The sequence below is a fragment of the Micromonospora sp. DT63 genome (genome assembly GCF_049841615.1).
Classification (GTDB): domain Bacteria; phylum Actinomycetota; class Actinomycetes; order Mycobacteriales; family Micromonosporaceae; genus Micromonospora.
Genome location: NZ_JBNCKQ010000005.1, coordinates 367069 through 393523, shown reverse-complemented (window position 1 = coordinate 393523; position 26455 = coordinate 367069). Strand labels below are relative to the sequence as shown.

Genomic DNA, 26455 nt, shown 5'->3' with positions numbered 1-26455 from the left:
ACGCCCGGAGCACGCTCACCGGTCAGCGGAAGGTCACCACGTCCGGCGCGCTCACGTCGATGCGGTCGCTGTCCTCGTCGAGCAGCGCCGTGGCCACCCGCGCCTTGTCCGTACCCCGCGTGGCGTCGCCCCAGACCACCGTGCGGTCCCCGCGCAGCAGCAGGCTGATCCGGGCCAGGCCCTCCACCCTCAGGTCCACCAGCTCGGCCCGCAGCTGCGGGGTCAGCGCCCCGAGCACCTCCAGCGCGGCCCGGGTGTCCGGGTCGTCGGCGGCGGGCCTGCTCACCCGCACCAGCGGCAGCCCGGCGGGGCGGAGGGCCACCGTCTGGAACGCCACGCCGCTGCGGTCGACAAGCGCGAACGCGTCCGCCTGCGGCACCACCGCCACCGCCGTCCGCTCCGTCACCCGGACCACCAGCGTGCCCGGCCAGTCCCGCGACACCGTGGCCCGCTCGACCGGCGCCAACGCACCGACCCGACGCGCGGCGGCCGCCAGATCCACCCGGGCCAGCGGCACCCCGTCGGGCACCCCCACCGCGTCGCGCACCTGCACGTCCGTGACCAGCTTGGCGCCCTCCACCGTCACCGTGCGGACCCCGAACAGCCCGGTGCCGAGGACCGTCCAGGCGACCAGAGCGAGCAGGGCCAGCACCCCGGCGGCCACTGCCCACGGCAACGCCGCCCGCATCCGACGCTGCCGGGCCCGGGCCATGAAGCGGCGGGTCGACGCCGGCACCGCGTCACTGCCGGCGCGGACCAACTGCCACCGTCGGACCGGACCGCGCCGTGGGGCGCCGCCGTCGGCGCCGCTGGTGCGCCCGCGGGCGGGGCCGGGGCTCATCCGGCCGTGGGGGCCGCGCCGTCCGGTGCGGCGGCGCCACCGAGCGCCGCCCCGTCGCCGCCGGCCGTGGACCCGCCGGGCACCGGCTGACCGATCGCCGGGGTCGTGGCCACCGGGTCGACAGTCGCCCCCGACGCGGAGTCGGCGGTACGCGCGCCCAGGGCGGCCAGCAGCTCGTCCCCCATCAGCGAGATCGGCGGGGCGCCCATCGTCACCACCACGTCCCCCGGGCGGGCCCGGCGGACCACCTCGACCGGCGCGGCCTCCCAGGAGTCGACGAACACCTTGCGCTCGGCCGGCAGCGCCACCGCCTCGATCAGCGCCGCCGAGCCCTCACCGGGCTGGCGCAGCTCGCCCGGCCCGAAGACCTCCAGCAGCACCACCTCGTCCGCGATGGCCAGCGCGTCAGCGATCTCCGCCTGGTTGTCGCGGGTGCGGTACAGCCGGTACGGCTGGAAGACGACGATCAACCGCCCGTCGCCGGCCACCTCGCGCAGCGTCTGCATCGCCAGCGTCATCGACGTGGGGTGGTAGGCGTACTCGTCGTAGACCAGCACGCCGTCCGCGACGCCCTTGCGCTCGAAGCGCCGCCGCACACCGGGGAAGACCGCCAGCGCGGCCTCCGCCGCCTCCAGCGGCAGCTTGAGCAGGTACGCGGTGAGCACCGCCGAGGCGCTGTTGAGCCCCATGTGCCGCCCCGGCACCGGCAGCCGGAACTCGCCCAGCGACCGCCCGTCGATCGCGGCCAGGTAGCGCACGCCGCGCGCGGAGGAGACGATCTCGGTCAACCGCAGGTCGGCGTCCTCGGCCGCGCCGTAGGTGAACACCCGCCGCCCCTCGGCGCGCAGGGTCGCCGCCAGCCGCCGACCGCCCGGGTCGTCGGCACACGTGATGATGAACCCGTTCGGGTCGGTGAGGCGGGCGAACTCCACGAACGCCGCCTCCAGCGTCTCGTAGTCGCCGTAGGTGTTCAGGTGGTCCGGCTCGACGTTCGTGATGATCGAGACGTACGGGCGGTAGATGAGGAACGAGCGGTCGCTCTCGTCCGCCTCGACCACGAAGTGCTCGCCGGTGCCGTGGTGGGCGCCCGAGCCGACCTCGGAGATCTCCCCGCCGATCACGAAGGACGGGTCCACACCGGCCTGCTGGAGCACCATCGTCACCATCGAGGTGGTGGTGGTCTTGCCGTGCGTGCCGGCGACCGCGATCGCCCGGCGGCCGGTCATCGCCGCCGCGAGGGCCTCCGAGCGGTGCAGCACCCGCAGGCCGCGTCGACGGGCCTCGACCAGCTCCAGGTGGTCCTTCGGAATGGCCGAGGAGTAGACCACGGTGTCCACGCCGTCGAGGTTTGTCGCCTCGTGGCTGAGATAGATGGTGCCGCCGAGCGCCCGCAGACCCGCCAGCGAGGGCCACTCGCGCAGGTCGCTGCCGGAAACCCGGATGCCCCGGGTGATCAGCAGGCGGGCCACGCCGAGCATGCCCACCCCGCCCACACCGATCAGGTGGACGGCGCCCAGGTCCTCGGCGGTGAGCGTGCCGGCCGGCGTGAACTGCGCGGTCACCGGTTCACCGCCTCGAGGACGAACGAGCGCAGCGCCTCGTCACCGTCGCGCCGCCCGTACGCCGACGCGGCTGCGCCCATCGCGTACAGCCGTTGCGGGTCCCGGATCAGCGGGATGACCGCGCGCTCCAGCCAGTCCGGGGTCAGCTCCGCGTCGTCGACGAGCAGCCCGCCGCCGGCCTCCACCACGGGCAGCGCGTTGCGCTTCTGCTCCTGGTTGCTGTGCGGGTACGGCACGAAGATCGTCGGCAGGCCGATCGCGGCCACCTCGGCGACCGTCATCGCGCCGCCCCGGGCCAGCATGAGGTCGGCAGCCGCGTAGCCCAGCTCCATCTCGGACAGGTACGGCAGTGTCACGTACGGCACCGGCAGGTCGGTGGGGATCGGCACCGGCTCGTTGCGGGCGCCCATCACGTGCAGCACCTGCACACCGTTGCGGGCCAGCTCCTTGGCCGCGCCGGAGACCGCCAGGTTGATCGAGCGGGCGCCCGACGAGCCGCCCGCGACGAAGAGCACCGGCAGGTCCGGGCGGAGCCCGAACCGGGCGCGGGCGGCGTTACGCAGCGCGTACCGGTCCAGCGAGGCGATGCTGCGGCGCAGCGGCACCCCGACCACTGTCGCGTCGCGCAGCGACTCGGCCTGGCTCGGCTGGTGCGGGAAGCCGACCGCGATGTTCTTGGTGAACTTCATGCCCAGCCGGTTGGCCACACCCGGCGGCACGTTCACCTCGTGGATCACCATGGGCAGCTCACGACGCCACGCAGCCAGGTAGGCCGGGACCGAGACGTACCCGCCGAAGCCGACGACCGCGTCGGCGCGGACCTCGTCGATCACCTTGCCCGCGGCGCGGGCCGCGGTCCACATCCGGCCCGGGGTACGCACCAGATTCATGTTCACCGACCGGGGCAGCTGGTACGCCGGGATCTGCCGCAGGTCGTAGCCCTGCGGCGGGATCAGCTCGTTCTCCATGCCCTTGGGTGTGCCGAGGCAGGTGATCCGGACGCCCGGGTCGTGTCGGCGCAGGCAGTCGGCGAAGGCCAGCAGCGGGTAGATGTGTCCCCCGGTGCCACCTCCCGCGAGCACCACCGAACGCAGCGGACCCATCAGCGTCTCCTCTCGCTCGCCGTACCCTGGCGGCTCCGGCCCTGCCGGGCGCCGCGCGGTGCGGCCTGGTCGTCCTGGCGCCGCTCGCGGGACCGGGGCACGGACCCTCGGCCAGCCGGCGGCGACGCCGGTCGGCGACGCCGACCGGGAAGCGGCGGCAACGGGGCCCAGAGTAGTCGGACCCACCGGGCCGGTGGACGGGCATGCAGCGCTCTGGCCGCATCGGGTTCGGCGCGGGCGAAGGACGCCAGCATCCCGATCGCCGCCAACGTCACGACCAGGGCACTTCCGCCGTCGGAGATGAACGGCAGCGGCAGGCCGGTGATCGGCAGCAGCCCCACGACCCCACCGATGTTGATCACCGCCTGGCTCACCAGCCAGGTGGTCACGGCGGCGGCCGCCAGCCGCCGGAACGGGTCGTCGACCCGCCGGGCGATCCGCAGACCGGTGTACGCGAGCACCGCGAACAGCGCCAGCACCACGACGCAGCCGATCACACCCAACTCCTCGGCCACGATCGCGAAGATGAAGTCGTTGTGCGCCTCGGGCAGCCAGTCCCATTTGAGGCTGCTCTTGCCCAGGCCGACGCCGAACCAGCCGCCGTGTTCGATGGCCAACCGACCCTGGTAGAGCTGGAGGCAGCCGTCGAGCTTGCACTCCTGCGGGTCGGGCGGGTTGATGAACGACGTCAGCCGCGCCAGCCGGTAGTTCTCCGCGCCGCGCTCGCCGGAGCCCGCGCCCAGCGACGCCACGGCGATGAGCAGGCCCACGCCGAGCAGGCCGATCACTGTCAACGCGCCGAAGACGCGCGTCTGTACCCCGGCCGCCCAGAGCAGGCCGACCACGAGCGCCAGCAGGCAGAGCATGGTGCCCGTGTCGTTGTAGCCGACCAGGACGAAGAGCAGGCCCATGACCGGGAAGAGCGGGGTGGCCAGCTCCCGCCACCAGCCCAGCGCGGCCCCCTTGCGGGCGATGACGTGCGAACCCCACAGCACCAGCGCGAACTTGGCCAGCTCCGACGGCTGCACCTGGATCCCGCCGACGAACAGCCAGTTCAGCCGCGCCTCGACCGGCCCGAACGCGACCGACTTCTGGTTGGTGAGCCGGCCGTAGGCCACCAGCAGGTTGAGCACCAGCAGGAGCGCCACCGACGTGAACAGCAGCGGCCGCCCCAGGGTGCGGTACGTGCTGGCGGGCAGGCGCTGACACGCCCAGAACGCCCCGATGCCGATCACCGCGAAGATCGCCTGCTTGGTCACCGACGCGGACGCGTTGCCGTCCTCGGCGTAGTCCTTCACGCTGGTCGCCGAGAAGACCATCGTCAACCCGATGAGCAGCAGCAGGCCGGCGCTGGACAGCAGCAGGTAGTAGGACGCCAGCGGCCGGTCCAGCAGGCCCCGCAGCGCGGCCAGTCCACCGGCCGCGTCCAGCCCGCGCAGCGACGCAGGCGTCTCCGTTGCCACGTCCCGCCGTGCCGCACGCGGCTCCGCGCCGCGGGTCTCGTCCGACTGCTTGCCGACCTCCGTGCCTCGTCCCGCTTCCACGGTCGACGGCCGGCGCGGCCGGCCGACTGTCCTGTCCTCGGTTTCTCGTTCCTCCCCCACCCGGACATCATCACCGCTCGGCGTGCCCGACAGGTCCACAACGCCGCACCGGGCGTGTCGGGCAGGGCGCGCGGCGGGGGCGCGCGGCGGGGGCGCGCGGCGGGGGGCGGCCGTCCCCACCGCGTCCTTTGCTCTGCTTCAACCCAGGCAACAGTTCGGCCACCGGAGTGTCGCCTCCGTTGAAGCAGAGCAAAGGACGTTCCGACCACCCGGGCCACCCAGTCCCTGCCCCCGCTCGTGCCCAGCAACGCGCCCGCCCCGACCTGCGCCGGGCGGGTCGGGGCGGGGTCGGGGCGGGTCGGGGTCGGTGTCGGGGCGAGGTCGGGGCGAGGTCGGGGCCGTCAGGTCATGTTGGCGAGGAACTCGCTGTAGAACAGGCCCAGGGCGATGGCCACACCGATGCCGGCGATGATCCAGAACCGGACCACGATGTTGACCTCGCTCCAGCCGGCCAACTCGAAGTGGTGCTGCAGCGGTGACATCCGGAACACACGTTTACCTGTGGTCCGGAAGGAGATGATCTGGATCACCACGGACATCGTGATGATCACGAAGAGCCCGCCGATGATCGGCAGCAGCAGGATCGTGCGGGTGGACATCGCCATGCCGGCGATCAGGCCGCCCAGGCCCAGCGCCCCGGTGTCACCCATGAAGATCCGCGCCGGGGACGTGTTCCACCACAGGAAGCCCACACAGGCCCCGGCCGCGGCCCCGGCTATCAGCGCGATCTCCAACGGGTCCCGGACCTCGTAGCAGTACGGCTGGGTGTAGCTCGGGTCGGCGCACCAGTGGCGGTACTGCCAGAACGCGATCAGCGCGTACGCGGCGAGCACCATCACCGAGGCGCCGGTCGCCAGACCGTCCAGGCCGTCCGTCAGGTTGACGCCGTTCGTCGCGGCCATCACCACGAAGATGAAGATGATCACCGCGCCGACCTTGCTGACCTCCAGGAAGTCGATGTCCCGGATGAAGCTCAGCGTGGTGCTGCCCACGGTCTGGGTGTTGGTGGCGTTGCCCGTCGCGTCGGTCATCGTGCTCGGGAACCACAGCGCGATCACGCCGAAGACCGCTCCGACCAGGATCTGACCGAGCAGCTTGCCGCGCTTGTTGAGGCCGGCGCTGTTGCGCTTGCGCACCTTGAGGAAGTCGTCGAGGAAGCCCACCGCGCCGGAGAACACCATCAGCCCCAGCAGCACCAGCGCCGTGATGGTCGGCTCCACCTGCGCGATCTGCGCGTCCGGCAGCGTGGTCAGGGCCAGGTGGCCGGCCACGTACGCGATCACGGTGGCCAGGATGAAGACCACGCCGCCCATCGTCGGCGTGCCCTTCTTGCCCTGGTGCATGGCCGGGCCGTCGGACCGGATCGGCTGGCCGGCCTTGAGCCGGGTGAACACCTTGATCGCGATCGGGGTGCAGAACAGCGAGACGACGAAGGCCACCCCGATGGCGACGATGATGGCCCTCATCGACTGGCCTCCCCGGCAGCGTCGGCGCGCAGGGCGTCGGCCACCTCCCAGGTCCGGTACCGGGAGCCCTTGACCAGGACGACGTCGCCCGGTCGTAGCTCGCCCCGCAGCACCTCGACGGCCGCCGCCTGATCGGTGAGCAGCACCGACTCTCCTCCCCAGTTCGCTACCGCTGTCGCGCCTTCGTGGATCGGCGCGGCCGGCTCACCCACCACGAGCAGCCGGTCGACACCCAGCTCGGCCGCGAGCCGGCCGACCTCGGCGTGGCCGTCGCGCTCGAACGGGCCCAGCTCGGCCATGTAACCGAGCACCGCGACGGTACGCCTCTCACGTCCGAGGCTGGCGAGCGCCCGGAGCGCCACAGCCATCGAGGCCGGGTTGGCGTTGTACGAGTCGTCGATGACCGTCACCCCGTCGGGCCGGTCGAAGACGTCCATCCGCCGGGTGGACTTCAGCCCCAGCTCGCCGAGCGCCGTGGCCACCTCGGCCAGCGGCATGCCCAGCTCCCGGGCGACCGCGGCGGCGGCGAGGGTGTTGCCGACCTGGTGGCGGCCGGTCAGCGCGAGCCGTACCGGCGCGCTTCCCTCCGGCGTGACAAGGGTGTACGACGGGTGCCCCCGCTCGTCGAGCGTGACGTCCTCGGCGCGCAGGTCGGCGTCGGGCGCCTCGCCGTAGCGGACCACCCGGGCCCGCGTACGGCTCGCCATGGCGTCCACCCGGGGGTCGTCGGCGTTCAGCACCGCCAGCCCGTCGGCCGGCAGCGCCTCGACCAGCTCGCCCTTGGCCAGCGCGATGTTGTCCTGTGAGCCGAACTCGCCGATGTGCGAGGTCCCGACGTTGAGCACCACCGAGATGCGGGGCGGCACCAGCTCGCACAGGTAGCGCACGTGCCCGATGCCGCGGGCGCCCTTCTCCATGACCAGGTAGCGGGTGTCCGGACCGGCCAGCAGAGCCGTGTACGGGTGGCCCAGCTCGTTGTTGAACGACCCGGGCGGGGCCACCGTGGCGCCGAGGCGGGTGGTGAGTTGGCCGATCAGGTCCTTCGTGGTGGTCTTGCCCGACGAGCCGGTCACCCCGATCACGGTCAGCTCGGGCAGCCGGGCCACCGCCGCGCGGGCCAGCCGGCCCATCGCGGTCAGGGCGTCGTCGACGAGCACCATCGGCACCCCGGGCACCTCGCGGCTGCCGAGCACGGCCACCGCGCCGGACTCGATCGCCGTCGCCGCGTAGTCGTGCCCGTCCACCTTCTCCCCGGGGAACGCCACGAAGAGCGAACCGGGCCCGACCTTGCGCGAGTCGAACTCGACCGACCCGGTGACGGTGGCGGCCGGGTCGGCGGCCACGAGCCGCCCGTCGACCGCATCGGCCACCTCGGCCAGCGTCAGCGCGATCACCGCTGACCCGCCCGGTCCGGGAAGCGGGCCCGCAGCGCGTCGGCCAGCTCGGTGCTGTCGTCGAACGGGAGCATCTCGCCCGCCACCTCCTGACCCCGCTCATGGCCCTTGCCGAGCAGCGCGATCACGTCGCCGGGCTCGGCCAGTCGGACCGCCTCGTCGATCGCGTCCCGGCGACCGGCCACCTCGATGATCCGGGCGGCCGTGCCCGCCCGGTACGCCCCGGCGAGCACCTCGGCGCGGATCTGGGCCGGGTCCTCGGTACGCGGGTTGTCGTCGGTCACCAGCACCACGTCGGCCCCCTCGGCCGCGGCGGCGCCCATCACCGGGCGCTTGCCCCGGTCGCGGTCCCCGCCGGCGCCGATCACACAGATCAGCCGGCCGGCGCTCAGCTCGCGCAGCGCGGCCAGCGCGGCCACTATCGCGTCGGCCTTGTGCGCGTAGTCGACGACCCCGCGCACCGGCCCGACGACGTCGACGAGTTGCAGGCGGCCGGGCACGCCACCGCAGGCGGCCACGCCGGCCGCCGCGGTCACCGGGTCCACCCCGGCGCCCACCAGGGCGGCGATCGCCAGCAGCGCGTTTGCCACGTTGTGCCGCCCGGGCAGCGCCACACCGGCGGTCAGCGCCACGCCGTCCGGGCCGTGCGCGGTGAACCGCTGCGCGTACCCCTCGCCGTCGACGCCGTCGGCCCACCACGTCGCGGTCGGGTCGCCGGCAGCCGAGTAGCTGACCGTCGCCGGCTTGTAGAGCGGCTTGAGCGCCGGATCGTCGTGGTTGAGCACCTCGACCGCGCACCGGCCGTCGAAGAGCTGCGCTTTGGCGGCGAAGTAGTCGGCGCTGTCGGCGTGGAAGTCCAGATGGTCGGAGCCGAAGTTCGTGTACCCGCCGACGGCGAAGCGCACCCCGCCGACCCGGCCCATGGCCAGGGCGTGGCTGGAGACCTCCATGACCACTGCGGTGACGCCGCGCTCCCGGGCGGTGGCCAGCATCGCGTGCAGGTCGGTCGCCTCCGGGGTGGTCCGCACGCTGTCGATCACCAGATCACCGAGCCGGGTCTCCACGGTGCCGATCAGCCCGGTGGTGTGCCCGGCGGCGCGCAACCCCGACTCGACCAGGTACGCGGTGGACGTCTTGCCGGCGGTCCCGGTCACGCCGATCACGGTGAGCGCCGCCGTCGGGTCGCCGTACACCGCCGAGGCCAGCTCGCCGAGCACCGCGCGGGGGTCGGGCACCACCAGGGCGGGCAGGCCGCTCGCCGCCGCCAGCTCGGCGCCGGCCGGGTCGGTCAGCAGGGCCACCGCGCCGGCCTCGGCCGCGCCGACGGCGAACTCCGCGCCGTGGCGGCGGGCGCCGGGCAGGGCCGCGTACAGGTCGCCGGGGCGGACCTCCTGGCTGGCGTGGGTGGCGCCGGTGACGACCACGTCGGCGGCGTCCGCCGGGAGGTCGACGGCGAGCCGGAGGGCGAGGTCACCGAGCCGGACGCCGGTCACGGTACGTGGACGTGGATTGCCGGGCACGGCGTCAGACCCTACCCGGTCGTCCGGTTCCGGCCGCACAGCCGCCCCGGTGGTTCGTCGGCACTCACCGATGATGTCGCCCCTGCGCTGGTCAGCGCGGAAAGACCACGAACTTCGGTGCGGAACCACTCGCGGACGGCGGTACGCGGTAGTGACGCAGCGTGAACTGCATCATGTCGCGGAACGCCGGGTTGGCGATCGCCGCGCCCCCACCACCGGGCGCGTACACGAAGACCGCGATCACGTACCGGGGCTTCTCGGCGGGGGCCATGCCGATGAAGGAGGACACCTCGCCCGGTTGCTTCTTGCCGTCCACCAGACGCCAGCCGGTGCCGGTCTTGCCGGCGACCCGGTAGCCGGGGACCGCCGCCAGGGTGCCGGTGGCGCCCTCGACGGTGGTGACGGCCTCCAGCATGGTGCGCAGCGCCGCCGCGTTCTGCGGGCTGAGCACCGAGCGGGTGACCGGCGCCGGCGCGGGGGTGCGCTTGCCGTCCGGGCCGATCGTCTCCTTCACGAGGTGCGGCTGCACGTACGTGCCGTCGTTGGCGATGGTGGCGTACGCGGCGGCCATCTGCAACGGCGTGGCGTCGACGCTGTGGCCGATCGGCACCGACCCGGCCGACGAACCGCTCCACTCGTCGAGGGGCAGCAGCCGACCGCTGGCCTCCCCGGGCAGGCCCTCGCCGGTGGCCTTGCCCAGCCCGAACCGCTGCTGGTAGTCGATCAGCCGCTCCGGGCCGAGCCGGTCGGCGACGGTGATCGCGCCGACGTTCGACGAGAAGGCAAGCATCCCGGGCACGCTCATCTTGCGGCCGTTGGCCGGGTGGGTGTCGGAGAACCAGGTGTCACCCTTCTTGATGCTGTTCGCGATCGGCAGCGTCGTGTCCGGGGTGATCACCCCCTCCTGGAGCGCGGCGCCGTAGGTGATCGCCTTGTGCACCGAGCCGGGGTCGACCACGAAGCTGGTCGCGGCGTCCTCGCGGGCGACCGGGTCGCTGTCTCCCGGCTTGGCGGCGTTGTAGGTGGGGTCGCTGGCCTGGGCCCGCACCTCGCCGGTGGCGACGTCGATGATCACGGCGGCGGCGGTCGCGCCCCGCTGCCCCGCCATCCCCGCGCTGAGGATCTGTTGGCAACGGAACTGCAGGTCACGGTCGATGGTGAGGGTCAGCGAGCTGCCCGGCTTGGCCGGGGTCGTCTTGCTGTAGCCGCCGGGGATCGGCGCGGCGAGGTCACCGAGGCCCGCCTCGTACACCCGCTTGCCGTCCTGCCCGGCGAGCAGCTCGTCGTAGCGGGCCTCCAGCCCTTCCAGCCCGACCATGTCCTGGCTGGTGAAGCCGATCAGGTTGGCCGCCAGGTCGTCGCCGGGCACCTCCCGACGCTCGTCGCGGTGCACCCCGATGCCGGGCAGCTCCAGCGCCAGCACCTGCTTGGCAGCCGGGATCTCCACCCCCCGGGCCAGGTACTCGAACCGCGACGGGTTGCCGTTCTCCAGCTTGCGGGGCTTCATCAGCTCGGTGAGCTTGGACACCGGAATGCCGAGCAGCGGAGAGAGCGCCTTCGCGGTGGCGTCGGCGCCGATCCACGCGGGGTTGGACCGGTCCTCGATCAGGGTGGGGTCGGCGAACACGTACCGCGCCTCGACGCTGTGGGCCAGCGGCTCGCCCCGGAAGTCGTAGATCGCGCCGCGCGGTGCGGGCAGCTCGACCGTGCGGGTCCGGTCGGCGACGCCACCACCTGCGTACGCCGGGGTGTCGACCGCCTGCAGGAAGACCAACCGCACCCCGATGACGACGAAGAGCGCCAGGGTGAGCACCGTACCCAGGCGCAGCCGCAGCCGTGGGTCGGCGAGCTTCGGTGGACGCGGCGGCTTGCGCGACGGCCGGCGGGCCCCCGGCCGGTCGGCGCGGCCGGGCGCGCGCGGCGTGGTGCGGCGGCGCGGCGGCGGCTCGTCGCCGGCCGGGCCGCGCGGGGTGCGCGGCGCGACGGTCCGCACGACACCGCCCCGGCCGGCCGCCGGAGCGTCCCGCCGGCCGGAACGGGCGGCGGCCCGGCCGCCGTCGAGCACCTGCAACGCCGGCCGGAACGGGTCACCGGACCGGGTGCTGCGCGGGGTACGCCGCTGCTCGGCCGCCCCACCGCGCGCCGGCGTGCCCTCGCGGACGGTCCGGCCCCTCGGGGTGTACGCCCGGGCGCCGGAGATGCCCCCGATGCCCGGCTCGCCGGCCCGCGACTCCTCGTCGGCGGGCCCGGCAGCACGCGAAGAGCCGCGCCGGGACCCTGGCGGGTTCCGGCGCGGCTCGTCCGACCTCGGTGACACGTGTCAGCCTCCCGCGCCCTGGCTGGTGACCGACGGCTGGCCGGTCGCCGGCTTCGGCACGCCGATGGTCTTGCCGTCCGGCATCCGGATGTACGCCGGCTCACCGGCGTCCACCAGACCCAGCCGACGCGCCTCGGCGGTCAGGTTGCCCGGCGCCTCGTACTCGGTGATCTGCTTGTCCAGCTGCTGCTTCTCCAGGTCCAGTCGGGCCTGCTGCTGCTGCAGCTTCTCCAACCGGAAGGCGTTCTCATTGATCTTGGTGTTGACCGCCAGGATGCCGAGCACCCCACCGACCACCAGCACCACGATCAGCGCCGCGAACGGCGCGCGCGGCACCGACACCGGCGGCGGCGGCGCCACCCGCAGCCGAGGCGAGCGAGCGGTCGCGGCGACGCCGGCCTTCTCGGCCGGACGCAGCGCGGCGCTGCCCTGGGTCGGGAACTCGCGCGCCCCCCGGGCGCGAGCCTCCCCCTGCCGGTTGACTCGATCGATGCGTGGCGTACCGTTCCCCACGCGCGGGGCTCGCTCCGCCGCGGTCCGGCCCCCCGACCGCGGTGCGCGCTGCCCGCCGCCGGTGATGTCCCGGCGGTCGCGCTTGTCAATGTTCATGTCCCCTCCCCCTCTACATCCGTCCCTCTGCCGTCCCGGTGCCCCTGATCCCCCACGGATCAGGCTGACCCAGTGCCCGGTTGGTGCATCCCCTTCACCCTGCGGCGGGACCGTTCGCGGTCGGTCCGCCCCTGTTCTGTCGCGTTCGGGTCGAGTCGCTCCGCGGCCCGCAACCGCACCGAAGCGGCGCGCGGGTTCGCGGCGACCTCCGCCTCCCCGGGCAGTTCGGCGCCCCGGCTGAGCAGCCGGAACGTCGGACCGGACCCGGGCAGCTCAACCGGGAGGTCGATCGGGCCCTTACTGCGGACCCGATCCGCGAGCGCCGCCTTGGTGAGCCGGTCCTCCAGCGAGTGGTAGGACAGGACCACCATGCGACCGCCCACGGTCAAAGCGTCGAGCGCGGACGGCAGCGCCGTCTCCAGCGCTGCCAGCTCTCTGTTTACCTCGATCCGTAAAGCCTGAAACGTTCTCTTTGCCGGGTGTCCGCCCGTTCGTCGCGCTGGCGCCGGAATGGAATCCCGGACCAGCTCCGCCAGCCGCGCGGACGAGGTGATCCGGGCGCGTTCCCGCTCCCGGATGATCGCCGAGGCGATCCGGCCGGCGAACTTCTCCTCGCCGTACACCCGCAGAACCCGGGCCAGATCCGGATGGGCGTACGTGTTGACCACCTCTTCGGCGGTCACCCCCCGCGTCTGATCCATCCGCATGTCCAGCGGCGCGTCCTGCGCGTACGCGAACCCGCGGTCGGGCGCGTCCAGTTGCAGCGACGAGACACCCAGGTCGAACAGGATCCCGTCGATTCCCGGATAGCCCAGCCGCTGCAGCACCTCGGGCAGCTCGTCATAGACGGCGTGCTCCAGGTGCACCCGGTCGGCGAACCGCGCCAGCCGGACCCGCGCGTGAGCGAGCGCCTCGGTGTCCCGGTCGAGCCCGATCAGGACCGTCTCCGGGTGCGCCTGCAACACCGCCTCCGCGTGCCCGGCGAGGCCGAGCGTCGCGTCGACGTGCACCGTCCGGCCGCCTCGACCCAGCGCGGGGGCCAGCAGCTCGAGACACCGCTCGAGCAGCACCGGCACGTGCGTGCCGCGCAACTCCCCCATGTCGACCCCCACTGGTTGAAACGTCCGTTCTTCTCGCGCGCCTGCCGTGGCGACGGCGCTGCCGTCGTACCGCCAGATCCCCATCCGCTCCCGCCGGACACCGGACGCGCGCCCGATGACTGGATCGTGCGCCTGGCACCGGGGAAGGGGTGCCAGGAACTCGAAAGCGGCTGGAGATCTCGCAGTACGTCGGGCGCCGTTCCGCCCTACAGACCGCCGGGCAGCACCCCCTCCTCGATGTCGGCGAAGTCGTCTTCGCTCTCGGCGAGGTAGGTCTCCCAGGCGACCTTGTCCCAGATCTCCACCCGCGTGCTCGCGCCGATGACCACCAGGTCACGGTCGAGCGCGGCGTACTGGCGAAGGTGTGCCGGAATGGTCACGCGGCCCTGCTTGTCCGGCACCTCGTCGTGCGCGCTGGCGAAGAAGACCCGGCTGTAGGCCCGGGCCGCCTTGTGCGTCATCGGCTGCGCGCGCAACTGCTCCGCGATCCGCTGGAACTCGGGTGTCGGAAAGACGTAGAGGCAACGATCCTGCCCTTTGGTGACCACGACACCCCCCGCCAGCTCATCCCGGAACCTGGCCGGAAGGATCAACCGGCCTTTGTCGTCCAGGCGCGGAGTATGGGTGCCGAGGAACATCCGGCCCTACCCCCTCGCCCTTGAGCGGCGTTCGCGGCGCCGCTGACCCCCCGGGCCGGTGAGCCCTCCCGGCCTCACCATTGGGCCCCACCTTACTCCACTTCCCTCCACCTGCAACCAGATTCGCCCGCGTGGCGCGGTCGATTCACGCGCAAAACCGCACGTCACACGGGGTGGAGCGGAGTGGAGGGCCGGAGCCCTCCCCCGGCGTGGTCCGCTTTCCGACATAGATCGACTCCGTCCGGTGGAGCGCAAACCGACCACCCGCGCGGACGCCACGGCCGAACGGTTCACCGTCGGCGGCGATCTGGTGAGGCGGGCGGTCCGGTAACCTCGCTCGCGTGACGGACGCGAAAATGCCCCTACGGGCCAAGGTGGCCAGCTCCGTGTCACGGACCGCCGCGGCGCTCTCCCGGGCCGCCGGCCGTGGCGACGGATCGGTGATCGGCGGATGGATCGGGCTGAAGATCGACCCGGACCTGCTGGCGCACCTGTCGGCCGGACGCGCCATCGCGCTCGTCTCCGGCACCAACGGCAAGACGACCACCACCCGGTTGACCGCCGCCGCGGTCGGCGTGCTCGGCCGGGTCGCCACCAACTCCTTCGGCGCCAACATGCCCAGCGGGCACACCTCGGCGCTGGCCAAGGCCGGCAGCACCCCGTACGCGGTGCTGGAGGTCGACGAGCACTACCTCGCCCAGGTGCTGGAGTCGACCGAACCGCACGTGGTGGCACTGCTGAACCTCTCCCGCGACCAGCTGGACCGGGCCAAGGAGGTCGCCATGATGGCGCAGCTCTGGCGCGCGGCGCTGGTCCGGCACACCGACGTACGGGTGGTGGCCAACGCCGACGACCCGCTTGTGGTCTGGGCCGCCACCCCGCCCGGCGACCCCGCCCGGGGCATCAACCCGCCGCACGTGACCTGGTTCAGCGCCGGCCAGCGCTGGCACGACGACTCCTGGGTCTGCCCGGAGTGCGGCTCCACGATCCAGCGCTCGGGCGAGCAGTGGTGGTGCACCGGCTGTGCGCTGCGCCGACCGGAGCCGAACTGGGTCGTCGAGGACGAGGGCGTGCTCGACCCCACCGGGGCCTGGCACAAGGTCTCCCTCCAGCTGCCCGGCAAGGTCAACCTCGGCAACGCGGCGACCGCGCTGGCCGTGGCGGCCGAGTTCGGCGTACGCCCCGTCGACGCGGTGTCTCGCCTCGGCATCGTCACCTCGGTGGCCGGCCGTTACGCGCAGGTCGACAAGGACGGGCGCAACATCCGGCTGCTGCTGGCCAAGAACCCGGCCAGCTGGCTGGAGGCCTTCGACATGGCCGACGACGCGCCGACACTGCTCTCCATCAACGCGCGCGACCCCGACGGTCTGGACACCTCCTGGCTCTACGACGTCGACTTCGCCCCGCTGCGCGGCCGGCAGGTGTTGATCACCGGCGACCGAGCCTACGACCTGGCGGTCCGACTGGACGTCAACGACGTACCGTTCCAGCACGTACGCACCTTCGACGACGCGATCCGGTCGGTCCCGCCCGGGCGGCTGGAGGTCATCGCGAACTACACCGCGTTCCAGGACATCCGAGCGGAGTTGGACCGTGTCATCTGAGAGCCTGCGCATCGTCTGGATCTACCCCGACCTGCTGTCCACCTACGGCGACCGGGGCAACGCCCTGATCCTCGCCCGGAGGGCCCGCCAGCGGGGCATGCCGGTCGAGGTGCTGGAGGTCCGCTCCGACCAGCGGCTGCCCGCGACCGCCGACATCTACCTGGTCGGCGGGGGCGAGGACGGCCCGCAGGCGTTGGGTGCCCAGCGGCTGATCGCCGACGGCGGCCTGCACCGGGCGGTCGCCCAGGGCTCGGTCGTCTTCGGCGTCTGTGCCGGCTACCAGCTGCTCGGCACCTCCTTCTTCGCCAAGGGCGTCCAGTGTCGAGGGCTGGAGCTGCTGGACCTGCAGTCCGACCGGGGCGAGAGCCGGGCCGTCGGCGAGCTGGCCGGTGAGATCGACCCCCGGCTGGGCCTGCCTCCGCTGACCGGTTTCGAGAACCACGGCGGTCGCACCCACCTCGGTCCGGAGGTCGCCCCGCTCGCCCGGGTCACCACCGGGGTCGGCAACGACGGCGCCACCGAGGGCGCGTGGCGTGGCAAGCTGCTGGGCACCTACTCGCACGGCCCGGCACTGGCCCGCAACCCGGCCCTGGCCGACCTGCTGCTGCGCTGGGCCACCGGGGCACACCAGCTGCCTCCGCTGGACGACACCTGGTCGGACCGGCTGCGCAACGAGCGCCGCGCCGCAGTGGCCCCCGCCCGGGCATGATCCGAGCCGTCCGGCGGCTGCTCCGGCAGCCGTCGGCCGCCCGGTTCGCCCTGCTCGTGCTGCTGATCGGCGGCTGCGGGCTGCTGCTGCTCCTGCTGCCCCGACCGGATCTGGCGCACCTGCCGGACCTGGCCGACCGGTTGGGCGGCCTCGCTCCGGTGGCGGCGATCCTCGGTGGAGCGCTGCTGCTGGTCGCGCTGGTCCCCCGTACCTTCATCACGCTCGCCGCGGGCGCGATCTTCGGCCCTCTGGAGGGCGCGGCGTACGCCCTGGGCGCCGCGTTGGTGGCGGCGGCGATCGGGTTCACGGTGGGCCGGCTGCTCGGCCGGGAGTTCGTCGCCGAGCGGGTCCGGGGCCGACTGGCCCGCCTCGACGGGTGGTTCGCCCGGCAGAGCGTGGTCGGCGTGATCACCGTCCGGCTGCTGCCGATCGCCGGCTTCGGCCTGGTCAGCTACGGCTACGGCACGACCGGCGCCCGAATGCTGCCGTTCCTGGCCGGCAGCGTGATCGCCGCCGCGCCGACCGCGTTCGGCTACGCCGCGATCGGCGCGGCCGTCAGCTCACCCGGGCACATCAACTGGTACGCCGCCGCCCCTTCCAGCCTCGGCCTGATCGCCAGCCTCGTGCTCGTCCACCAGTGGTGGCGCGGCGAACGACGCCGCCGCCGGATCCCGGCCTGACCATGCCCGGGCCGACCGACGGCGCCGCCGAGCAGCCGCCCACCAGCGGAAACGCCGACCAACCGCCCACCGGCGGCCACGCCGACCAACCGCCCACCGGCGGCGACGTCGAGGAGGCGCTCACCGGTGGCTACGTCGCCGACGTGGTCCGGATCGGCGACACGGTACGACGTACCCCACCGGCCAACCTGGACTTCGTCGGCGCGCTGCTGCGGCACCTGGCCGAGGTGGGCGCGGACCTCGCGCCCCGGCACCTGGGCGTCGACGACCGCGGTCGGCAGGTGCTCAGCTATGTCGCGGGGCGGGTGCCGTGGCGGGACCGGGAGGATCCGGGGTTCTTCGCCGACGCGGCGCTGGTGCGGCTGGCCGAGCTGATCCGCCGGCTGCACGACGCGTGTGCGGGCACCGACCTGGCCGGCGACGCCGAGACCGTGTGCCACCGCGACCTGTCGCCGAAGAACACCGTGTACCGGGACTCCCCGACCGGGCCGCTGCCCGTGGCCTTCATCGACTGGGACCTTGCCCGGCCGGGCCGCCGGATCGAGGACGTGGCGTTCGCCGGCTGGCACTGGGCCCCGCTGGGCGAGGGCGCCGACCCGGCCGAGCTGGGTCGGCGGTGTCGTGTGCTCTGCGCCGCCTACGACGCGGCCGGCCCGGGGTTGCTGCCCCGGGCGGAACTGGTGGACGTGATGCTCGACCAGATCGGGAGCACCTGGCGGGGCATCGACGCCGACGCCGACCGCGACGTGCCGGCCATGCGCCGCCTGCGCGACGCGGGCGCGGTGGCGGTGATCCGCCGCTGGCAGGACTGGCTGCACACCCACCGCCGCACAGTCGCCACCCCCCTGTCCCCCTAACCCCCCACCCCATCCGCGCCCCCGCGCCGCCCCACCCCGCCCGGTCGCGTCGATCATGGAGTCGTGGTGGGGACGAATCCCCTGGCCCGGGGCGACTCGGGCACCACAACTCCATGATCGACCGGACGAGGGGCGGGGGCGGGGCGGGGGGCGGCGGGGAGGGGTGGGTGGGGTGGTTAGGCGACGATCGAGACCAGGCGGCCCGGGACCACGATGACCTTGCGGGGTTCCCTGCCCGCCAGGGTGGCGGCCACCGCGTCCAGGGCCGTCGCGCGGACGGTCTCCTCGGCGGCGTCGGCGGGGACCTCGATGCGGCCCCGGACCTTGCCGTTGACCTGCACCGGATAGGTCACCGTCTCGGCCACCAGCAGCGCCGGGTCGGCGGTCGGGAAGTCCGCGTACGTCAGCGAGGTGTCGTGGCCCAGCTTGCGCCACAGCTCCTCGGCCACGTGCGGGGCGAACGGCGCCACCATCAGCACCAGCGGCTCGGCCACCTCCCGTGGCGTGGTCGACAGTCGGGTCAGCCCGTTGGTCAGCTCGATCAGCTTGGCGATAGCGGTGTTGAACCGGATGCCGTCCATGTCGCCACGGACCCCGTCGATCACCTTGTGCAGCAGCCGGCGGGTCGCGTCGTCGGCCGGGTCGTCGGTGACCCGCACCGCGCCGGTCTGCTCGTCGACGATCGCCCGCCAGACGCGCTGCAGGAACCGGTACGAGCCGACCACGGCTCGGGTCTCCCAGGGGCGGGACACCTCCAGCGGGCCCATCGACATCTCGTACACCCGGAAGGTGTCCGCGCCGTAGGCGGCGCACATGTCGTCGGGGGTCACCACGTTCTTCAGCGACTTGCCCATCTTGCCGTACTCGCGGTTGACCGTCAGGTCGCCCAGGTAGTAGGCGCCGTCGCGCTCGACGACGTCCTCGGCCTGCACGTAGCTGCCACGCGAGTCGGTGTACGCGTACGCCTGGATCATGCCCTGGTTGAACAGCTTGCGGAACGGCTCGAACGACGACACGTGCCCCAGGTCGAACAGCACCTTGTGCCAGAACCGCGCGTACAGCAGGTGCAGCACGGCGTGCTCGGCGCCGCCGACGTACAGGTCGGTGCCGCCGCAGTCGCCCTCGCCGCGCGGACCCATCCAGTACCGCTCGTTCTCCGCGTCGACGAACCGCTCGGAGTTGGTCGGGTCCAGGTAGCGCATCTCGTACCAGCAGGAGCCGGCCCACTGCGGCATCACGTTGGTCTCGCGGGTGTAGCGCTTCGGCCCGTCGCCCAGGTCCAGCTCCACCTCGACCCAGTCGCGGCGTCGCGACAGCGGGGTCTCCGGGTTGGAGGCCGCGTCGTCCGGGTCGAACGTCTTCGGGGAGAAGTCCTCCACCTCCGGCAGCTCGACGGGCAGCATCTCCTCCGGCAGGGCGATGGCCGCGCCGGTCTCGTCGTAGACGATCGGGAACGGCTCACCCCAGTAACGCTGGCGGGAGAACAGCCAGTCGCGCAGCCGGTAGGTCACCGCGCCGGTGCCGTGGCCGTTGGCCTCCAGCCAGGCGATGATCGCCGCCTTGGCGTCGGCGACCCCCAGGCCGTTCAGGTCCAGGCCGCGCTCGGGCGCGGCGCTGTTGATGGCCGGGCCGTCCCCGGTGTACGCCTTGCCGTCGAAGCCCTCCGCCGGCTGCACGGTACGCACGATGGGCAGCTCGAACACCTCGGCGAACGCCCAGTCCCGCTCGTCCTGGGCGGGCACCGCCATGATCGCGCCGGTGCCGTAGCCGGCCAGTACGTAGTCGGCGATGAAGATCGGGATCTGCCCACCGGTGACCGGGTTGGTGGCGTACGCGCCGATGAAGACGCCTGTCTTCTCCTTGCTGTCGGACTGCCGCTCGACGTCGGTCTTGGCGGCCGCCGCCTTGCGGTACGCCTCGACGGCCTCGGAGGGGCTGGCGTGCCCGCCGGTCCAGGCGTCCCTCGTGCCGTCGGGCCAGGTGGCCGGCGCCAGCGTGTCGACCAGCTCGTGCTCGGGCGCCAGCACCATGTAGGTGGCCCCGAAGACGGTGTCCGGGCGGGTCGTGAACACCCGGATCGGCTCCCGGGTGGTTGGGAAGTCGATGTGCGCGCCGGTGGAGCGACCGATCCAGTTGCGCTGCATCAGCTTGATCGGCTCGGGCCAGTCCAGGCTGTCCAGGTCGTCCAGCAGCCGGTCGGCGTACGCGGTGATCCGCATCTTCCACTGCTTCAGGCTGCGCTTGAAGACCGGGAAGTTGCCCCGGTCGGAGCGACCGTCGGCGGTGACCTCCTCGTTGGCCAGCACGGTGCCCAGCCCGGGGCACCAGTTCACCGGCGCCTCCGAGACGTACGCCAGTCGGTGGTCGTCGACGACTCCGCGGCGCTCGGCGACGCTCAGCTCGGCCCAGGACCGGCCGTCCGGGGTGGGCCGGTTGCCGCCCTCGAACTCGGCGATCAGCTCGGCGATCGGCCGGGCCTTACCGGCGTCGCGGTCGTACCAGGAGTTGAAGATCTGCAGGAAGATCCACTGGGTCCAGCGGTAGAAGTCGGTGTCGATGGTCGCCACCGAGCGGCGCTCGTCGTGGGCCAGTCCCAGGCGGCGCAGCTGCGCCTTGTACCGCTCGATGTTCGCGACGGTGGTGGTGCGGGGGTGGGTGCCGGTCTGCACGGCGTACTGCTCGGCGGGCAGCCCGAACGCGTCGAAGCCCATCGCGTGCAGCACGTTGCGCCCGGCCATCCGCTGGTAGCGGGCGTAGCAGTCGGTGCCGATGTAGCCCAGCGGGTGGCCGACGTGCAGGCCGGCGCCGGACGGGTACGGGAACATGTCCAGCACGTACAGCTTCTCCGCCCCGGCCCGGGGGTGGCCCGGATCGGCCAGCGGACCGGTCGGGTTCGGTGCGTGGAAGGTGCCCTCGCGCGCCCAGGTGTCCTGCCAACGGGTCTCGATCTCGTCAGCCAGGGCCGCGGTGTACCGGAACGGGGGGATGTCGCCCGCCGGTGCGGCTGCCTCACTCATCGTTTCTCCTCGCTTCGCTTCGCTTCGTCTCGGCACCACCGGGCCGGACCGGCGGCGGGCACAAAAAAGCCCCTCGCGCAGGAGGGGCCGCCGTGCTGTCGCGCGTTCAGCGCATCAGCACGGCCCGGTAAGAAGCAGGAAGACTCCGGCCATGCCCGGCAGTGTACCCCGTCGCCGACGGAGCCGGAGGAACCGCCGGCGCGGTCGGCTCGATCCCCCATCTCGGCGAATATCCGTGCGTAAGCGGCGGACTACCTGCGGGGGTCGGCGATAACGACAAACATGGTTAGCCTGAGAGGCCAGTGAGAATCCTGCGGCAAACGAGGCTCGACGTCGCGAACCCAACGGCGGGTCCAGGTGCTCTCTACAGAGCTGCCGTGACGGCGACGAGGAGGAGGCCCGTGACACAACAGACCTGGGACGAGGTGGGCGGCCTGTTGCCGCACGACGAGTTCCGCGCCGCCAGCGAGGCCATCGTGGCCAACATCGAGCAGGTCATCGAGGGTAAGACCGCCACCGTGCGGCTGGCCCTGGCCGTCCTGCTCGCCGAGGGCCACCTCCTCATCGAAGACGTTCCCGGCGTCGGCAAGACCAAGCTGGCCAAGGCCCTCGCGCGGTCCATCGACTGCACGGTGCGCCGGATCCAGTTCACCCCCGACCTGCTGCCCAGCGATGTCACCGGCGTCAGCGTCTACAACCAGGAGACGCACGACTTCGAGTTCCGCCCGGGCGCGGTCTTCGCCAACCTGGTCGTCGGCGACGAGATCAACCGGGCGTCGCCGAAGACCCAGTCGGCGTTGCTGGAGTGCATGGAGGAACGGCAGGTCACCGTCGACGGTGTGACCTACCAGCTCCAGACCCCGTTCATGGTCATCGCCACCCAGAACCCGATCGAGATGGAGGGGACGTACCCGCTGCCTGAGGCGCAGCGCGACCGGTTCACCGCCCGGATCGCGATGGGTTACCCCGACGCCGGCGCCGAGCTGGCCATGCTGGACGGGCACGGCGGCACCGACCCGCTGAACGAGCTGCGCCCGGTCTCCGACGCGGACATCGTCCGGCAGCTCATCGCCACCGTCCGGCAGGTGCACGTCGCGGACGCCGTCAAGCAGTACGCCATCGACCTGGTCACCGCCACCCGGGAGGCCCCCGACCTGCGCCTCGGCGCGTCCCCCCGGGCGACCCTGCAACTGCTGCGCACGGCCCGGGCGGTCGCCGCGTTGGAGGGTCGCGACTACGTGCTCCCCGACGACCTGCAGGCCCTGGCGGTGCCGGTGCTCGCGCACCGGATCATCCCGACGGCCGACGCGCAGCTCGCCCGACGCACCACCGACGCGATCGTCTCCGAGCTGGTGCACCGGCTGCCGTTGCCGCACGACCGGCAACGCAGCCCCTACGACACCCGACCCGCCACCGGCAACGGTCGCGCGCCCTACGAGCCGCGGAGGCCGTGACGTGCGTGCCGGGCTGCGCGGGCTGACCACCCGCGGGCGCTCGTTCCTCGCGGCCGCGATCGCGGCGGCGATCTCGGCCATCATCCTGGGCGAGAAGGACCTGCTCCGGGTGGCCGTGCTGCTGGCCGTCCTGCCGCTGCTGGCCGCCGCCTACGTGGGTCGCAGCCGTTACAAGCTGGCCTGCAACCGGTCGCTGGACCCGCACCGGGTCCCGGTCGGGGCCAACTCGCGGGTCGTGCTGCGCCTGCAGAACCTCTCCCGGCTGCCCACCGGCACCCTGTTGCTGGAGGACCGGCTGCCCTACGCGCTGGGCAGCCGACCCCGGGTCGTGCTGGAACGGCTCGGCGCGCACCAGGCCAGCTCCGTGGCGTACACGGTGCGCGCCGACGTGCGGGGCCGTTACGACGTGGGCCCGCTGGTGGTCCGGATGACCGACCCGTTCGGCCTCTGCGAGCTCACCCGCTCCTTCCCCAGCACCGACCATCTGACGGTCATCCCGCAGGTCACCCCCCTGCCGTCGGTCCGGCTCCCCGGGGAGTACGCGGGCAGCGGCGACAGCCGGGCCCGCTCGGTGGCGGTGCACGGCGAGGACGACGCGGCGACCCGGGAGTACCGCCGGGGCGACGACCTGCGCCGGGTGCACTGGAAGTCCACGGCACGCACCGGCGAGCTGATGGTGCGCCGGGAGGAACAGCCCTGGGAGAGTCGGGCCACCGTCGTCCTGGACACCCGCGCGTACGGCCACCGGGGCGACGGCCCGACGTCGAGTTTCGAGTGGGCGGTCTCCGCCGCCGCCAGCATCGCCGTGCACCTGCGGCAGTCCGGCTACAAGCTGCGCCTGGTCACCGGCTCGGGGGTCGACGTGGACGCCTCGGAGGGCGGCGGCGACGGTGTGCTGCTCGACCACCTGGCCGAGGTCCGTCTGGACCAGCGCGCCGACGTGACCGGGTTGGTCCAGCGGGTTCGGCAGCGCGCCGACGGTGGCCTGATCATCGGGCTGTTCGGCATGGTCAGCGTCGCCGAGGCCGAGTTGCTGGCCGGGCTGCGCGGCAACGGCGCGACGTGCGCCGGTTTCCTGTTGGACAGCTCCACCTGGCTGAGCCTGCCGGAGAAGGCCCGCGCCGAGGCCGAGCACGCGCACGGCTCGGCGGTCCTGGCCATGGTGCGCAGTGGCTGGCGGGTGGTCGGCGTCGACCACGGCAGCCGACTGCCCGCGCTGTGGCCGCAGGCCGGCCGAGGATCCCAGGGCTTCGCCCTGCGCGCCGCGCTGGCCGAGACGGTCGCCGGCGGCGTGCGATGAACGGAAGGTTCCCCTCATGATCGCCAGCCGGAACACCGGCGCGGTGGCGGCCGCCGCGACACTGCTCGCCGCCGCGCCGCTGTCGGCCATCTTCCAGACCTGGACGTGGCTGGTCCAGTGCGCGATCGCCGTCGCAGTGGTGGCCGGGGTCGCCGCGCTGACGCGGCTCGTCCGCGCACCGCTCTGGGGTCAGGTGCTCGGCATGCTGGCCGCCCTGTTGCTCGCGCTCACCTGGCTGTTCCCCAGCGGCAGCGAGCTGCTGACCTTCCTGCCCACGCCGGCCACGATCGAGCACTTCACCGATCTGCTCGCCGGCTCGATGCAGGACATGCGCTCGTACGGCGTCGAGGTTCCGGACACGGACCCGCTGCTGTTCATCACCGTGCTCGGCGTCGGCGGGGTGGCCGTGCTCGTGGACGTGCTGGCGGTGGGGCTGCGACGGCCCGCGCTGGCCGGGCTGCCGATGCTCGCGATCTACTCGGTGCCGGTCGCCGTCTACGTGGACAGCGTCCCCCCGACGCCGTTCGTGGTGGGCGCCGCCGGTTACCTGTGGCTGCTGGTCACCGACAACGTCGACCGGGTCCGTCGGTTCGGCCGGCGGTTCACCGGCGACGGTCGTGACGTGGACGTGTGGGAGGCGTCGCCGCTGGCCTCCGCGGGCCGCCGGCTCGCCGTGGTCGGCGTGGTGGTGGCCGTGGCGCTGCCCCTGGCGGTGCCCGGCATGACCGGTGGGCTGCTCGACTCGCTCTCCGGTGGCACGGGCAACGGCAGCGGCACCGGCCGGGGCTCGGGCGGCTCGTCCGGCCGGATCGACCTGTTCGCGTCGCTCGCCGGCCAGCTCAACCAGTCCGAGGTGGCCGACCTGGTCAAGGTGACCACCTCTGAGCCGAACCCGTTCTACCTGCGCTACGCGGTGGCCGACGACCTGCGCCCGAGTGGCTTCCAGGCCCGAGCGGCGAGCGGCCAGCCGGCCAACCGCGATCTGCCCAACCCGAACGAGCAGGCCGGCCCGGGGGTGCAGCAGACCGAGTACCGGGCGACCGTCGAGGTGACCAAGAGCCTGAGCATGTCCCTGATGCCGGTGTACGCCGTACCGGTGCGCACCAAGGACCTGAACGGCAACTGGCTCTACGACTCCAACCAGCAGATCGTCTTCTCCAACCGGGAGAGCTCGCGGGGGCGTAAGTACACGTTCGACTACGTCCGCTCGACGTACACTCCGGCGGCCCTGCGGGCCGCGGAGCCACTGCCGGCCGACCACCCGGTCCGCCGGCAGCAGACCGCCACCCCCGGCCCGGTGCCCGAGGTGGAGGAGCTGGTCAAGGGGCTGACCCAGGGCAAGCGCACCGAGTACGACCGGGTCCTCGCGATCTACCAGCACTTCTCGGCGGACAACGGTTTCAAGTACCGCCTCAGCACCGAGAGCGGCAGCAGCGGCCAGGACATCGTCAACTTCCTGACCAACAAGGTCGGCTACTGCCAGCAGTACGCCGCCGCCATGGCCTGGCTGGTCCGTTCGGCCGGCATCCCGGCCCGGGTCGCGTTCGGGTTCACCAACGGCAGCAAGCGCGACGGCGACACGTACACCCTGACGAACCTCAACCTGCACGCCTGGACCGAGGTCTACTTCAACGGGATCGGCTGGGTGCCGTTCGACGCCACCCCGGCGTACGGCGTGCCCGGCTCCACCCGGTCGGCCTGGGCGCCGGACACTGACGCGCCCGAGCCGTCCAGCCCGGAGACGGGCGCCACGGACAGCCCGACGGATCCGGACTCCTCGGCGGGTCCGGCCGGCCCGGACAACGCGGACCGTGACACCGACTCCGGCCTCTCCCTCGGTGGTACGGAGCCGGCCGAGCAGCCGCCGGTCTGGCCATGGTGGACGGCGGGCGTGCTGGCCCTGTTGGCGCTGCTGGCGGTGCCGGCGCTTCGTCGACTGGCGCTGCGCCGGCGGCGGGCCGGCCGGGCGGAGGCCACGGTGGCCACCGCCATGCCGGACGACATCCCGTCGGCCGAGGGCAAGCCGGTGATGGTGGTCCAGGCGGACGCCACCCGCGCTCGCGCGGACGCGCACGCCGCCTGGGCCGAGCTGCTGGACACGATGGTCGACTTCAAGGTCCGGGTGGACCAGACCGAGACGCCCCGGGCGACCGCGGACCGGCTGGTCCGCGATGCCCTCGTCGACGACACGGCGGCGGTCGGAGCGGCGCGGCTGCTCGGCCGGGCGGAGGAGCGGGCCCGGTACGCGCGGGACCCGCTGACCGGCGAACCGCTGCCGCCTGCGCTCCGCGCGATCCGCGGGGCGCTCGCCGCCCAGGCGGATCGACGGACCCGACTGGTCGCCACCGTGCTGCCGCCCTCGGTGCTGTTGCGCTGGCGGATCGCCCTGGCGGACGCTTCCGGGCGCCTGGTGGCGCTGACCGGACGGCTCCGCTACCGGCTGCTGCGCTGGAATCCCCGGCGGATGCTGGCCGACCGGGCGGCGCGCTGACCGAGGCCCGGACGGGGGCACCGCTGATGGCGCCCCCGTCCAGCCCCAGCCCCAGCCCCAGCCCCAGCCCCAGCGATCTTGCACTTTCTGTCGCCACATAAGGGGCATCCTGCGCATCTGGACGACAGAAACCGCAAGATCGGCGCGGTCTCGGTGGTGACGCGCGGGGTGAGCGCGGAGCGGGGTGAC

General features: G+C 73.1%; 19 protein-coding genes. 7 read left to right on the top strand and 12 right to left on the bottom strand.

The features are described from left to right. Positions 1-22: 22 nt before the first annotated feature. From ACLQ27_RS20865 to mraZ, 11 genes are all read right to left on the bottom strand, one after another. On the bottom strand, positions 23-841 hold the full coding sequence (locus ACLQ27_RS20865) for a cell division protein FtsQ/DivIB (protein WP_425868214.1): 819 nt from the start codon (positions 839-841) through the stop codon (positions 23-25). Continuing rightward, positions 838-2403 carry a UDP-N-acetylmuramate--L-alanine ligase gene (gene murC, locus ACLQ27_RS20860; RefSeq protein WP_425868212.1) on the bottom strand — a complete coding sequence of 522 codons (1566 nt, stop codon included), beginning with the start codon at positions 2401-2403 and terminating at the stop codon, positions 838-840. The genes ACLQ27_RS20865 and murC overlap by 4 nt, the downstream gene beginning before the upstream one ends. Beyond that, complete coding sequence (gene murG / locus ACLQ27_RS20855; protein ID WP_234591417.1) at positions 2400-3506, bottom strand: undecaprenyldiphospho-muramoylpentapeptide beta-N-acetylglucosaminyltransferase; 1107 nt, start codon at positions 3504-3506, stop codon at positions 2400-2402. Before murG ends, murC begins: the two co-directional genes overlap by 4 nt. Next, the gene (locus ACLQ27_RS20850; RefSeq protein WP_255787975.1) at positions 3506-4945 is read right to left on the bottom strand and encodes a peptidoglycan glycosyltransferase FtsW; all 1440 of its coding nucleotides are present in this window, start codon (positions 4943-4945) and stop codon (positions 3506-3508) included. The genes murG and ACLQ27_RS20850 overlap by 1 nt, the downstream gene beginning before the upstream one ends. A 506-nt stretch (positions 4946-5451) precedes the next feature. Then, the gene (gene mraY, locus ACLQ27_RS20845; RefSeq protein ID WP_234591416.1) at positions 5452-6576 is read right to left on the bottom strand and encodes a phospho-N-acetylmuramoyl-pentapeptide-transferase; all 1125 of its coding nucleotides are present in this window, start codon (positions 6574-6576) and stop codon (positions 5452-5454) included. Next, the gene (locus tag ACLQ27_RS20840; RefSeq protein WP_357498840.1) at positions 6573-7970 is read right to left on the bottom strand and encodes a UDP-N-acetylmuramoyl-tripeptide--D-alanyl-D-alanine ligase; all 1398 of its coding nucleotides are present in this window, start codon (positions 7968-7970) and stop codon (positions 6573-6575) included. Before ACLQ27_RS20840 ends, mraY begins: the two co-directional genes overlap by 4 nt. Then, positions 7967-9529 carry a UDP-N-acetylmuramoyl-L-alanyl-D-glutamate--2,6-diaminopimelate ligase gene (locus ACLQ27_RS20835; protein WP_234591414.1) on the bottom strand — a complete coding sequence of 521 codons (1563 nt, stop codon included), beginning with the start codon at positions 9527-9529 and terminating at the stop codon, positions 7967-7969. Before ACLQ27_RS20835 ends, ACLQ27_RS20840 begins: the two co-directional genes overlap by 4 nt. A 52-nt stretch (positions 9530-9581) precedes the next feature. Beyond that, positions 9582-11807, bottom strand: a complete 2226-nt coding sequence (locus ACLQ27_RS20830) for a penicillin-binding transpeptidase domain-containing protein (RefSeq protein WP_425868209.1) — start codon at positions 11805-11807, stop codon at positions 9582-9584. Between the two features lie 3 nt (positions 11808-11810). Next, a complete protein-coding gene (locus tag ACLQ27_RS20825; RefSeq protein ID WP_234590607.1) occupies positions 11811-12416 on the bottom strand; it encodes a hypothetical protein in 606 nt (201 codons plus the stop codon). Between the two features lie 59 nt (positions 12417-12475). Beyond that, positions 12476-13516 carry a 16S rRNA (cytosine(1402)-N(4))-methyltransferase RsmH gene (gene rsmH / locus ACLQ27_RS20820; protein ID WP_357575980.1) on the bottom strand — a complete coding sequence of 347 codons (1041 nt, stop codon included), beginning with the start codon at positions 13514-13516 and terminating at the stop codon, positions 12476-12478. A 206-nt stretch (positions 13517-13722) separates the two neighbouring features. Further along, positions 13723-14154: a division/cell wall cluster transcriptional repressor MraZ gene (mraZ, locus tag ACLQ27_RS20815; protein ID WP_007463034.1), complete on the bottom strand. Its 432-nt coding sequence runs from the start codon at positions 14152-14154 to the stop codon at positions 13723-13725. A 356-nt stretch (positions 14155-14510) separates the two neighbouring features. On the opposite strand from mraZ, the gene ACLQ27_RS20810 reads away from it, so the two are divergent. Genes ACLQ27_RS20810 through ACLQ27_RS20795 form a run of 4 tightly spaced genes read left to right on the top strand, consistent with a single transcriptional unit; the run spans position 14511 to position 18004 of the window. After that, a complete protein-coding gene (locus tag ACLQ27_RS20810; protein WP_234590677.1) occupies positions 14511-15758 on the top strand; it encodes a MurT ligase domain-containing protein in 1248 nt (415 codons plus the stop codon). Next, positions 15748-16467 carry a type 1 glutamine amidotransferase gene (locus ACLQ27_RS20805; RefSeq protein WP_354856127.1) on the top strand — a complete coding sequence of 240 codons (720 nt, stop codon included), beginning with the start codon at positions 15748-15750 and terminating at the stop codon, positions 16465-16467. The genes ACLQ27_RS20810 and ACLQ27_RS20805 overlap by 11 nt, the downstream gene beginning before the upstream one ends. Further along, positions 16464-17147 (top strand): TVP38/TMEM64 family protein, encoded by a 684-nt coding sequence (locus tag ACLQ27_RS20800; protein WP_357499094.1) that lies wholly within the window; start codon positions 16464-16466, stop codon positions 17145-17147. Before ACLQ27_RS20805 ends, ACLQ27_RS20800 begins: the two co-directional genes overlap by 4 nt. 2 nt (positions 17148-17149) lie before the next feature. After that, a complete protein-coding gene (locus ACLQ27_RS20795; RefSeq protein ID WP_425868206.1) occupies positions 17150-18004 on the top strand; it encodes an aminoglycoside phosphotransferase family protein in 855 nt (284 codons plus the stop codon). A 176-nt stretch (positions 18005-18180) separates the two neighbouring features. Here ACLQ27_RS20795 and leuS read toward each other — a convergent pair whose 3' ends face one another. Further along, positions 18181-21021 carry a leucine--tRNA ligase gene (leuS, locus tag ACLQ27_RS20790; protein ID WP_425868204.1) on the bottom strand — a complete coding sequence of 947 codons (2841 nt, stop codon included), beginning with the start codon at positions 21019-21021 and terminating at the stop codon, positions 18181-18183. 401 nt (positions 21022-21422) lie between these two features. Here leuS and ACLQ27_RS20785 point away from each other — a divergent pair, with 401 nt between their 5' ends. Genes ACLQ27_RS20785 through ACLQ27_RS20775 form a run of 3 tightly spaced genes read left to right on the top strand, consistent with a single transcriptional unit; the run spans position 21423 to position 26266 of the window. Then, positions 21423-22475 (top strand): AAA family ATPase, encoded by a 1053-nt coding sequence (locus ACLQ27_RS20785; RefSeq protein WP_234590654.1) that lies wholly within the window; start codon positions 21423-21425, stop codon positions 22473-22475. A 1-nt stretch (position 22476) separates the two neighbouring features. Further along, positions 22477-23775 (top strand): DUF58 domain-containing protein, encoded by a 1299-nt coding sequence (locus ACLQ27_RS20780; RefSeq protein ID WP_357499100.1) that lies wholly within the window; start codon positions 22477-22479, stop codon positions 23773-23775. A gap of 16 nt (positions 23776-23791) precedes the next feature. Beyond that, positions 23792-26266 (top strand): transglutaminaseTgpA domain-containing protein, encoded by a 2475-nt coding sequence (locus ACLQ27_RS20775; protein WP_425868202.1) that lies wholly within the window; start codon positions 23792-23794, stop codon positions 26264-26266. Positions 26267-26455: the final 189 nt, after the last annotated feature.

Coding starts and splice junctions, on each gene's coding strand:
- murG (WP_234591417.1), bottom strand. CDS start 3,506: ATGGGTCCGCTGCGTTCGGTGGTGCTCGCGGGAGGTGGCACCGGGGGA.
- ACLQ27_RS20810 (WP_234590677.1), top strand. CDS start 14,511: ATGCCCCTACGGGCCAAGGTGGCCAGCTCCGTGTCACGGACCGCCGCG.
- ACLQ27_RS20800 (WP_357499094.1), top strand. CDS start 16,464: ATGATCCGAGCCGTCCGGCGGCTGCTCCGGCAGCCGTCGGCCGCCCGG.
- mraY (WP_234591416.1), bottom strand. CDS start 6,576: ATGAGGGCCATCATCGTCGCCATCGGGGTGGCCTTCGTCGTCTCGCTG.
- ACLQ27_RS20775 (WP_425868202.1), top strand. CDS start 23,792: ATGATCGCCAGCCGGAACACCGGCGCGGTGGCGGCCGCCGCGACACTG.
- ACLQ27_RS20795 (WP_425868206.1), top strand. CDS start 17,150: ATGCCCGGGCCGACCGACGGCGCCGCCGAGCAGCCGCCCACCAGCGGA.
- leuS (WP_425868204.1), bottom strand. CDS start 21,021: ATGAGTGAGGCAGCCGCACCGGCGGGCGACATCCCCCCGTTCCGGTAC.
- mraZ (WP_007463034.1), bottom strand. CDS start 14,154: ATGTTCCTCGGCACCCATACTCCGCGCCTGGACGACAAAGGCCGGTTG.
- ACLQ27_RS20865 (WP_425868214.1), bottom strand. CDS start 841: ATGAGCCCCGGCCCCGCCCGCGGGCGCACCAGCGGCGCCGACGGCGGC.
- rsmH (WP_357575980.1), bottom strand. CDS start 13,516: ATGGGGGAGTTGCGCGGCACGCACGTGCCGGTGCTGCTCGAGCGGTGT.
- ACLQ27_RS20825 (WP_234590607.1), bottom strand. CDS start 12,416: ATGAACATTGACAAGCGCGACCGCCGGGACATCACCGGCGGCGGGCAG.